The sequence below is a fragment of the Erwinia sp. PPS120 genome, from assembly GCF_047918655.1.
GTDB classification, from domain to species: Bacteria; Pseudomonadota; Gammaproteobacteria; order Enterobacterales; family Enterobacteriaceae; genus Erwinia; species Erwinia tasmaniensis_A.
In genome coordinates, this window is the sequence record NZ_JBLREF010000091.1 from 1 (window position 1) to 2,761 (window position 2,761).

3 protein-coding genes and 1 pseudogene are annotated in these 2,761 nt (G+C 40.6%); all 4 read right to left on the reverse strand.

Annotated elements, in window-relative coordinates; genetic code table 11:
* Nucleotides 1–339 (reverse strand): annotated as a pseudogene (locus ACLRGG_RS21205) (hypothetical protein); the annotation flags it as partial.
* 43 nt (nt 340–382) lie between these two features.
* Complete coding sequence (locus ACLRGG_RS21210) at nt 383–646, reverse strand: PAAR domain-containing protein (protein WP_416251567.1); 264 nt, start codon at nt 644–646, stop codon at nt 383–385.
* Between the two features lie 880 nt (nt 647–1,526).
* The gene (locus tag ACLRGG_RS21215) at nt 1,527–1,898 is read right to left on the reverse strand and encodes a lysozyme inhibitor LprI family protein (RefSeq protein ID WP_416251568.1); all 372 of its coding nucleotides are present in this window, start codon (nt 1,896–1,898) and stop codon (nt 1,527–1,529) included.
* On the reverse strand, nt 1,898–2,761 hold an 864-nt coding region (locus tag ACLRGG_RS21220), incomplete at its 5' end, for a DUF8812 domain-containing protein (protein ID WP_503827135.1). The genes ACLRGG_RS21220 and ACLRGG_RS21215, both read right to left, overlap by 1 nt.

The window sequence follows — 2,761 nt, forward strand, 5'->3', positions numbered from 1 at the left end:
GTTCGGGTCTGGCTGACAGAGCGACTTCACCAGCACAAAGGTTGTTGTGTACTGAATGGAATGACTGAGAAAGGTGCTCTTCTGATAATCCTTATTCAGGCGCCAGGCCACCACTTCACCGTCCGCCATACACTGCAGCGGAACCGCTGTCTCCATCGTTTCCGGTGTAAGCACTGACCCCGGGGCTGATTTCTGAGTGATATGGATACCGCCATGCCACATCTTATTTGTGCCCGCCAGCCAGGTGCCGTGTGGCTCCTGACCAATAAGACACATCATTTCATCCAGCGTGGTATAGTTCTCCCCGTTTTGCTTGCGGGCAGGGAAGCATGTTTTCATTCTGGCCGTCCTTAGCGTGAATTTTACAGTTCAGCAGGTATTCTTATTCCGGCAATGTGTCAGGCAGGGAAATGTTCAGCGTATAGCCGCAGGCGCATTTGTGGCCGTGAAACGCCACCGGGATCCCGTTATCCAGGTAGTCAGGATGACCATCTGTGATGGTGGTTGGCCCATGCCCTGGTTGTGGGCAGGACACTTTGTCACCTTTTCGGGCAACGCCGATACCACCAAAGATCATGGTAGATGAACCTGACTGAACAGCTCCGCCATGAGTGGGTTTATCACCGATTCGAATAATTCCTTGCATAAGTAGTCCTTTCAAATCATAGCTGAATTAATTATTGCCAGTTGATGAAATTTAGTTCGCTTGATGTTGAATGGACGCTAATTTAAATCAAAGCCATCAGATTTTATCCAATACAACATATCTTTGCCTGTTGAGGATTTATAAACGACTTGATAAAAACCCATCATCTGACATGTCTGCCAATGTGAATACATCGCCTCAAATTAAATATGCTTTGGTTTTTTTCTGATCATCTGGTTGGGAATACAAGAATGCCTTTTTAGTTGAAATAACACTACTCAATATCTTCCTTGATGAAAAATAATCACCTTCTGATAACAACTCTTTGCGAATCTCAATACCATTTATGAAATATATTCTTTTTACTTACTGACAATCAGTACAAGAGTCTGTAAAAAGCAACACCCAGGGTTTTCCAGGCTCAAATTTATATACATCATTATACCTCACTCCTTGAAATCGTCTTAAAATCACTACACTGCCTCTTGCTTCTGATAAATTACACAACTTCCCATCCTGCCCCATAAAAGGTTAACTTTCAACCTTACCCCTTTCAATTTTAAAAATTACAGAACACTTGTTAACATCATTTCCACTGTTTAAAAATAAATATTTACTGTTATTAATGAAGTTAATGTAAGTTTTTAAATATCCGTTTGAAATAAACTGTCGTGCTGAAGCAGGCAATGGTAATCCACCGCATGATTTTTCTGTACACATTTCAGCGTAATTATTTGTACATATACCATTTAAAGATAGTGCAATCAGTAAAAGGAATTACCTCTCTTCATTACTTCTGCTCCACCCTATATGTTTCAACACTCTCGCCTGAGTAACAAATGAAGCTGGTAGCTGTCGCTAAGAAAGGTTTATTAATTTTTCAATTATTTCCCCTTAAGTATTCAATGCGCTCATTGGTTTTATCTAGCAAACATTTTTGATATATACTTGAAAATGCAGTTCCAGTTCTCGATTCGTAGGTTTCATAATCACAATCGGCATCTCTCATTTTAATCCATGCGAGTTGAGATTTTTTAAGATAAATATCTTTTGACTCACTCTGACCATAAAACTGAGCACCTTCTTTCTTATACTCTTGGATTTGTTCTTTATAAATATTATTTAGCTCACCATCTGCTTCAACATATTCATGTTTAATTTTTAGATAATCATCCTGTTCACTCAAAGAGTCAGCACATACATAAGTTGAAAATGAAAAGACAACTAGCATCAATGCAAAATAATTATTCATTATAAATACCCTTTCCGTTTATTGAACCTCTGTTCTGGAACACCAAAAGAAGCCTTCCAGTGAGAGTTTGAAATGTTGCTTTTAAATTGCCCTTCTCCAGCTTTAAGATCCTTCATGAAATACTGCCTTGTCCTCGGGGAGTTATCTCCTCGGAACGTCAAATCAACCAATACATCCTGAACATTCTGATTGTATGACCCCAATTCAGCTGAAATTTGAACACCATCTACATTTGCGCCTTTGGATATCACCCGTTTTGTTACACCGTACAAATGCTCATAAACTGCATTAAAGAGAAAGTGCTGCTGCTTTCGTGTTAAATATTGTTCGGATTTAGGCACATGCTTATCGATATCAAGACAGTATGTTAGTGCAGCCGCACCCTTCAATCCCACGCTACCCATAAGCCATTTTTCTAACGCTGAAGGTAATGGTCTAGCATCTCTTTCCATGTCTTTAAAAAGGGTCTGGATATAAGTCTTTGACTGTTGACCAAAATCCAATCCTCGCCCAAATGTAACTCCTGAGAGCCCGATCACAACACCTCTTTTATTTGGGACGTGCGGGTGACGAGAAAAGTAAATACTGCTCTCAGTATCATTCCCCTCAGCATTAAACGTGAGTTGTCCTTTGGGCACTTTAAGCCATTTAGTATCCATTTCATCGCTTTCAGAATCACGGATACTATCCAAAAACATCACCGGATGCATATGCCATACAGCTTTACCCGCCGTAAAGGGCTCAACCTGGCTCATCCACTCCATATCGTCCAGCCACTTCTTCGCAATATCGATACGCAGGGTGTCATAGTCCTGAAAAAATGCCGTCCATTTCTGATGGCCGCTGCCGCCAAACCATTCGCT